The sequence below is a fragment of the Novilysobacter longmucuonensis genome (genome assembly GCF_046600735.1).
Classification (GTDB): domain Bacteria; phylum Pseudomonadota; class Gammaproteobacteria; order Xanthomonadales; family Xanthomonadaceae; genus Novilysobacter_A; species Novilysobacter_A longmucuonensis.
Genome location: NZ_JBJMAW010000017.1, coordinates 47,339 through 53,500, shown reverse-complemented (window position 1 = coordinate 53,500; position 6,162 = coordinate 47,339). Strand labels below are relative to the sequence as shown.

Here is a 6,162-nt window from a genome sequence, read left to right as displayed (position 1 = left end):
ACCATGATCACGCCGCGCTCTTCGGCGCTGAGGTGTGCGTAGTGCTGGCCCATTGCAAGTTCTCTTTGCCAAGTGATGCACTTGAGCTTAGAGACCGCCAACCAAAGAAAGGCCCTTCCCCGACACTTCAAACACCTTGCGTTCGGGCGACGCGGGGATTTTCCGACTCGGCATCCTGCCTCGGTCGAAAAACGGCGCACATCCATGTGCGCCGCCCCTTCGGGGTTCGTGGAGTGGCGAGGTGGATCGGTTGACGCTGGGGATCAACAGCCAAGCAACGGCAAAGGCAACCGGAACGGCAGCCGCAGGTCCAAGCTCAAGAGCAGATCACGAACCGCAGCGTTTCGCTGGGAAGACGGGCGTGTGCGGCGGGGCTCAGGCGGGGTGGAGTACGCCGAGGACCGCCTCGTCGGGTACGCCGGAAACGATCCGCGCCCGTCCCGCGCCGTCCCACAGGACGAATCGCAAGCCCGCCGCATCGGCTTTTTTGTCCAGGCGCATGCGTGCGAGCAAGGCCTGCGGCTGCAGCCCTGCAGGGATCGAGGTCGGCAAACCCAGCCGCTGCAGCAGGACCTGCAGCCGCTCGGTGTCGGCGGCGGGGGCCAAGTCGAGGGCTGTCGACAGCCGCGCTGCCAGAATCATCCCGACCGCCACCGCCTCGCCGTGGTTGAGCGCCTCGCTGCCGGACCCGGAATAGCCCTGCTCGGCCTCGATCGCGTGGCCGAAGGTATGGCCGAAGTTGAGCAGCGCCCGCTCGCCGCGCTCGAACGGATCGCGCGCCACCACGGCGGCCTTGTACGCGCACGAGCGCGCCACTGCCTCGGTCAGTGCCGCGTCGTCGCCGCGCAGCAGGCGCTCGGCGTGGGCGTCGAGCCAGTCGAGAAACGTCGCATCGAAGATCGCGCCGTACTTCGCCACCTCGGCCAGGCCCGCGCGCAGCTCGCGTGCCGGCAGCGTGCGCAGCGCGGTGGTGTCGGCGATCACCGCGCGCGGTGGATGGAACGCGCCGACCAGGTTTTTGCCGGCGGGCAGGTCGACTGCGGTCTTGCCGCCGACCGATGAATCGACCATCGCCAGCAAGGTGGTCGGCAGCTGCACCACATCGATCCCGCGCATCCAGCAGGCCGCGGCGAAGCCGGCCAGGTCGCCGACCACGCCGCCGCCGAGCGCCACCACCGCGGCATCGCGGGTGGCGCCGAGCGCGGCCAGCGCGTCCAGGCATTGGCCGAAGCGCGCCAGGGTCTTTTCCTGCTCGCCGGCCGGCATCACATAACGGGCGATCACGAGTTCGGGGCGGGTGCTGCGCAACGCGTTTTCGGCGCGGTCGGCATACAGCGGCGCGACATTGTCGTCGCTGACGATCAGCGCGTGGCGCCCGCGCAGCGAGCCGGCGAGCCGGGGGCCGTCATCGAGCAGGCCGGGACCGATCTTGATCCGGTAGGGCGTCGCGCCCCCGACCTCGATCACGCGCGCGCTCATGCCGCCACTCCGCGTTGCCAGCAGCGCTCGAGCTCGTGCGCAAGCGCGGTCGCCGCCTCGGCCGCGGTCAGGTGGTCGGTGTCGAAGCGCAGGTCGGCAATCTCGGCATACAACGGTCCGCGGACCCGCGCCAGCTCGTGCAGCACCTCGTCGCGGTCGGCGCGTGCCAGCAGCGGCCGGCTGCGGTCGCGCGCCAGGCGCTCCAGCTGCTGCGCCGGGGTGACCTGCAGGTGCACCACGAAGCCGCGCGTGCGCAGCAGCCTGCGGTTATCGGGATCGAGCGCTGCGCCGCCGCCGGTGGCGAGCAGCAATCCGTCGTCCTGCAGCAATGCTGCCAGCGTGTCGCGCTCGCGGGCGCGAAAGCCGGCCTCGCCCTCGCACTCGAAAATCGTGCTCACGCTGGCGCCGGCGCGCTGTTCGATCTCGCGGTCGGTGTCGGCCAGGCGCAGGCCGAAGCGCCCGGCCAGGCGGCGGCCGATGCAGGTCTTTCCGGCGCCCATCGGCCCGACCAGGATCAGGTTGTTGGCGGGGTTCATCGGGTGATTGTAGTCATGGCGGTAGCCTCGACTCGCCGGCGTGCGCGATGGGGGTGCTGGTTGGAGCGTACTGGGCCGTCGTTCCCGCGCTTGTGGGGCGGCCGAGCCGGGGCGCGACGCGTGCGGTCACCGGCAGTGTTCAATCATCGAGGCGAGGCGGGCGCCGCTGCGCATCCAGCGCGATCGTGCGCTGCGCGATGTGGGGCAGGGCCCGCAGTGCGTGCCGGCTGACCCGCTCGAAAAACTGCACGAACCGCTCGACCTGCGCGCGCGACATGGCGCTGCGGCGCGGGTGCGCGGCCTGCAGGGTGCGCTCCTGTTGCCAGCGCCAATCGGGCACCACATCGAAACCGGGGCCCTGCAGGAACACCAGCCGCGGCAGTCGCGACCACAAGGCGGGGTAGTCCCGTGCCAGCGCCTCGTTGCAGTGGCGCCGCCAGATACCGTGCGGGTCTTCGTCGCGTTCGAGTCGGTTGAGCGGTGTGGCCAGCGCGGCTTGCGCCTGCGGTGGCACCTTCAAAAACCAGCCCTCGAACAGCACCAGGTCGGCCGTGTCGGCCCGCGGCCAGCGCGATGGCGGCAGGCGCCGGTCGGCGATCTTGTCGAAGCGCGGGAGCCGCGCCGGCAGGCCGCCAGCCAGACGGTCGAGTACCTCGCAGGCGAGCGCGACGTCGTGCGTGCCCGGCGGGCCGCGCGTGGCGAGCAAGGGGTGCACGTGGCGACCGAGCCGCTGCCGCTCCCGGTGCCCCAGGTAGAAGTCGTCGATCGACAGCGCCACCGCATGCACGCCGCGCGTACGCGCCGCGGCCACCAGTTGCCTGGAGAGCGTCGATTTGCCGGTGCCCTGCAGGCCGGCGATGGCGTACACGCCACCGCCCTGGGACAGCGCATCGGTCAGTACACCGGCGACGAACCGCTGCTCATAGCCCGGCGCGTTCGATGGCGGATGCAGACGTGGGGACATCGCCGCACAATAGCCCAATGACCGCGCCCGAACCGACCGCCCCGGAATTGCTGCAAGAAGCCCTCGCCACGTTCGCGCAACTGTTCGACGAAGCGCGCGCGGCGGGCGAGCCCGACCCGACCGCGATGGTCGTGGCCACCGCCGCGCTCGATGCGCGCCCCTCGGCGCGCACGGTATTGCTCAAGGCTTTCGATGCACGCGGCTTCGTGTTCTATACGCATCTGGACGGGCGCAAGGGCCGCGACCTGCAAGCCAACCCGCACGCCGCGCTGCTGATGCACTGGCCGCGGGTACGCCAGGGGGTGCAGGTGCGTATCGAGGGTGCGGTGGAGGTCGTCAACGACGAGGAGGCCGACGCCTACTTCGCCTCGCGCCCGCGCGGCAGCCAGATCGGCGCATGGGCATCCAAGCAGTCCGAGACGCTGGAGTCGCGCGACGCCTTCGTGCAGCGCATCGCCCAGGTCGATCGCGAGTTCGAAGGGCGCGAGGTGCCGCGACCGCCGCGCTGGAGTGGCCTGCGCGTGCGGCCGGAGCGGGTCGAGTTCTGGTACGGCGCCGAGTTCCGCCTGCACGAGCGTTTTGCATATGAAAGCGATCTCGCGGGGGAATGGTCCAAGCGGATGCTGTATCCGTAAGAGCGTCCTTGTCGATGTAGGAGCGGCTTCAGCCGCGAGCTCTTCAGCCCCATTGGCGAGTACACCCGTTGGTAGGAGCGACGTAAGTCGCGATCCACGCACCGACGGAGTTCTTTCGAGACTCACGTCGCTCCTACCGAGGCGAAGAGCTCGCGGCTGAAGCCGCTCCTACAAATGATGAGACGGCATTGCGGCAGAATGCCCGCATGGGCCCTCAACGCATCGTCTGCCTGACCGAAGAACCGACCGAAACGCTGTACGCACTCGGCGAGCAGGACCGCATCGTCGGCATCAGCGGCTTCACCGTGCGCCCGGCGATCGCGCGCAGGGAAAAGCCGAAGGTGAGTGCGTTCACCAGCGCGAAGATCGGCGAGATCCTCAAGCTTCAGCCGGACTTCGTGGTCGGGTTTTCCGACATCCAGGCCGAGATCGCCAGCGCGCTGATCAAGCACGGCATCGAGGTCTGGATCAGCAACCACCGCAGCGTCGCGGGCATCCTCGACTACGTGTGCCGGCTCGGTGCACTGGTCGGTGCGGGCGAGAAGGCAAATGCCTATGCCGAGGACCTGCGGCGCGGACTGGACGCGATCGCCGAGGCGTCCACGCGGCTGAAACGGCGGCCCCGGGTCTACTTCGAGGAATGGGACGAGCCGCCGATCAGCGGCATCCAGTGGGTCGCCGAGATCGTGCGCATCGCCGGCGGCGACGACATCTTTCCCGAGCGCGCCGCGGAGCCGCTGGCCCGGCAGCGCATCCTGGAGGATCCGGACGAGGTGATCCGGCGCGCCCCGGACATCGTTTTCGGCTCCTGGTGCGGCAAGAAGTTCCGGCCCGAGAAGGTCGCCGCCCGTCGCGGCTGGGACGCGATCCCGGCGGTACGCGACGGCGAGCTGCACGAGATCAAGTCGCCGATGATCCTGCAGCCCGGACCGGCCGCGCTGACCGACGGCGTGCGCGCGATCGCCGAGGTCATCCAGCGCTGGGCCGATCGCCGGGGCTGAGGCGCCTGCTCGCCTGCTCCTGCTCCCCTCCTTGCAAAGCGGCAGGCGCGGGGACTTGTGTTCCACGTCCGGTTCGACCAGCAACTCCGCCACCAGCAATCCTTCACGCCGCCTGTGGCATACCGCTGCCTGCCACTTTTGGTTCAAGCAGGAGAGCGCCATGTTCCGCAGATTCCTCGTGATGCCGTTGTTGATCGTCGCGCTGATGTCTTACGGCTTTGCCGGCACCGCGTCGGCGGCGGTGATCAGCACCCAGCAGGCGCTGTCGGCCGAAGCCCGCGCCGCCAGCGAAACCGACGTGCGCAGCGCCCTGGCACGCGAGGACGTGCGCAACGCGATGCAGCGCCTGGGCGTGGATCCGGTCGATGCCGATGGCCGGCTGGCCTCGTTGAGCGACGCCGAACTGGTCCGGTTGCAGGGCGAACTGGACCAGTTGCCGGCCGGTGGCGATGCGCTGGCGGTGATCGGCGTAGTGTTCCTGGTGTTGTTGATCCTCGAACTGGTCGGCGTGACCAACGTCTTCAACCGGGTTTGATCGATCCGTTGCGGCGTCTTGGACGTTTAGCGGCGGCGGGCCTTGCGCTCGCCGCCGTTCTGATGCTGCCCGCTTGCGCGATCAACCCGGCCTGGACGCTCGCCGGCGCCGCGCCCGACGCCGCTCCGGTCTTGCTGGAGCAGGTGCCATTCCACCCGCAGACCGACTACCAGTGCGGGCCGGCGGCGCTCGCAACGGTGCTCGGCGCCAGCGGGGTGCCGGCCTCGCCGGAGGCCCTGGCCCCGCAGGTCTACCTGCCGGGCCGGCGCGGCAGCCTGCAGCTGGAGCTGGTCGCCGCCACCCGCCGCGCGGGGCGCATCCCGTTCGTTGTCCAGCGCGATCCGGACGCATTGCTCGATGAGGTCCGCGCCGGTCGGCCGGTGCTGGTGCTGCAGAACCTCCTGACCCGCAGCGTGCCGCGCTGGCACTACGCGGTGGTGGTCGGCAGCGATCCGGCGCGCAACCGCGTCGTGCTCAACAGCGGTACCGAACGCGGCCTGGCGATGCGCGCGCCGAAGTTCCTGCGCACCTGGGACTGGGCGGGGCGCTGGGGACTGGTCGCTCTGGCGCCCGGCGACATGCCGGTCCGCGCCGAGCCGGTGGCGTACCTGGGCGCGGTCGCCGATTTCGAGGCGGTGGCAGGCGCGGAGGCGGCGGCGCCGGCGTATCGCGCCGCGCTGCAGCGCTGGCCGCGGGAGCCGCATGCGCATCTGGCGCTCGGCAACCAGGCGTATGCGGCGGGGGAGCGCGCGACCGCCGCGCGGCACTACCGCGACGGGCTCGCGCATGCGCCGGACGACCCGGTGCTCGGCAACAACCACGCCAGCGTACTCGGCGAGCTCGGCTGCCGCGAGCAGGCGCGTGCGGCGCTCGCCGCAGCGCAGGCGGGCTTGCCCGAGAACAGCCCCTGGCGCGAACGCCTCGCCGAAACCGGTCTTGAGCTGCAGCGCCACCGGGTCGAACGCAGCGCTGCCTGCGATACCACGCGCTGAGGCGCGGCGGCGGCCGCCAA

At 70.4% G+C, this 6,162-nt stretch carries 7 protein-coding genes; 4 read left to right on the top strand and 3 right to left on the bottom strand.

All coding sequences use genetic code 11. The annotated features are described in order from the left end of the window. Window positions 1–375 precede the first annotated feature (375 nt). The 3 genes from aroB to ACJQWM_RS12900 form a co-directional block, all read right to left on the bottom strand. Window positions 376–1,479 carry a 3-dehydroquinate synthase gene (gene aroB / locus ACJQWM_RS12910; protein ID WP_332704644.1) on the bottom strand — a complete coding sequence of 368 codons (1,104 nt, stop codon included), beginning with the start codon at window positions 1,477–1,479 and terminating at the stop codon, window positions 376–378. After that, window positions 1,476–2,015 carry a shikimate kinase gene (locus ACJQWM_RS12905; RefSeq protein ID WP_332704642.1) on the bottom strand — a complete coding sequence of 180 codons (540 nt, stop codon included), beginning with the start codon at window positions 2,013–2,015 and terminating at the stop codon, window positions 1,476–1,478. The genes aroB and ACJQWM_RS12905 overlap by 4 nt, the downstream gene beginning before the upstream one ends. 139 nt (window positions 2,016–2,154) lie before the next feature. Further along, window positions 2,155–2,979 carry a kinase gene (locus ACJQWM_RS12900; protein ID WP_332704640.1) on the bottom strand — a complete coding sequence of 275 codons (825 nt, stop codon included), beginning with the start codon at window positions 2,977–2,979 and terminating at the stop codon, window positions 2,155–2,157. Window positions 2,980–2,996: 17 nt separating this feature from the next. Between ACJQWM_RS12900 and pdxH the strand changes: the two genes are divergently transcribed. The 4 genes from pdxH to ACJQWM_RS12880 all read left to right on the top strand — a co-directional run bounded on the left by pdxH (window position 2,997) and on the right by ACJQWM_RS12880 (window position 6,142). Beyond that, window positions 2,997–3,614, top strand: a complete 618-nt coding sequence (gene pdxH / locus ACJQWM_RS12895) for a pyridoxamine 5'-phosphate oxidase (RefSeq protein WP_332704638.1) — start codon at window positions 2,997–2,999, stop codon at window positions 3,612–3,614. Between the two features lie 206 nt (window positions 3,615–3,820). After that, window positions 3,821–4,615, top strand: coding sequence for a cobalamin-binding protein (locus ACJQWM_RS12890; protein ID WP_332704636.1), 795 nt, complete (start codon window positions 3,821–3,823; stop codon window positions 4,613–4,615). A 160-nt stretch (window positions 4,616–4,775) separates the two neighbouring features. Further along, complete coding sequence (locus ACJQWM_RS12885; protein ID WP_332704634.1) at window positions 4,776–5,150, top strand: PA2779 family protein; 375 nt, start codon at window positions 4,776–4,778, stop codon at window positions 5,148–5,150. Window positions 5,151–5,212: 62 nt separating this feature from the next. Beyond that, the gene (locus ACJQWM_RS12880) at window positions 5,213–6,142 is read left to right on the top strand and encodes a PA2778 family cysteine peptidase (RefSeq protein WP_411306879.1); all 930 of its coding nucleotides are present in this window, start codon (window positions 5,213–5,215) and stop codon (window positions 6,140–6,142) included. Window positions 6,143–6,162 lie beyond the last annotated feature (20 nt).

Coding starts and splice junctions, on each gene's coding strand:
- ACJQWM_RS12880 (WP_411306879.1), top strand. CDS start 5,213: ATGCTGCCCGCTTGCGCGATCAACCCGGCCTGGACGCTCGCCGGCGCC.
- aroB (WP_332704644.1), bottom strand. CDS start 1,479: ATGAGCGCGCGCGTGATCGAGGTCGGGGGCGCGACGCCCTACCGGATC.
- pdxH (WP_332704638.1), top strand. CDS start 2,997: ATGACCGCGCCCGAACCGACCGCCCCGGAATTGCTGCAAGAAGCCCTC.
- ACJQWM_RS12885 (WP_332704634.1), top strand. CDS start 4,776: ATGTTCCGCAGATTCCTCGTGATGCCGTTGTTGATCGTCGCGCTGATG.
- ACJQWM_RS12900 (WP_332704640.1), bottom strand. CDS start 2,979: ATGTCCCCACGTCTGCATCCGCCATCGAACGCGCCGGGCTATGAGCAG.
- ACJQWM_RS12890 (WP_332704636.1), top strand. CDS start 3,821: ATGGGCCCTCAACGCATCGTCTGCCTGACCGAAGAACCGACCGAAACG.
- ACJQWM_RS12905 (WP_332704642.1), bottom strand. CDS start 2,015: ATGAACCCCGCCAACAACCTGATCCTGGTCGGGCCGATGGGCGCCGGA.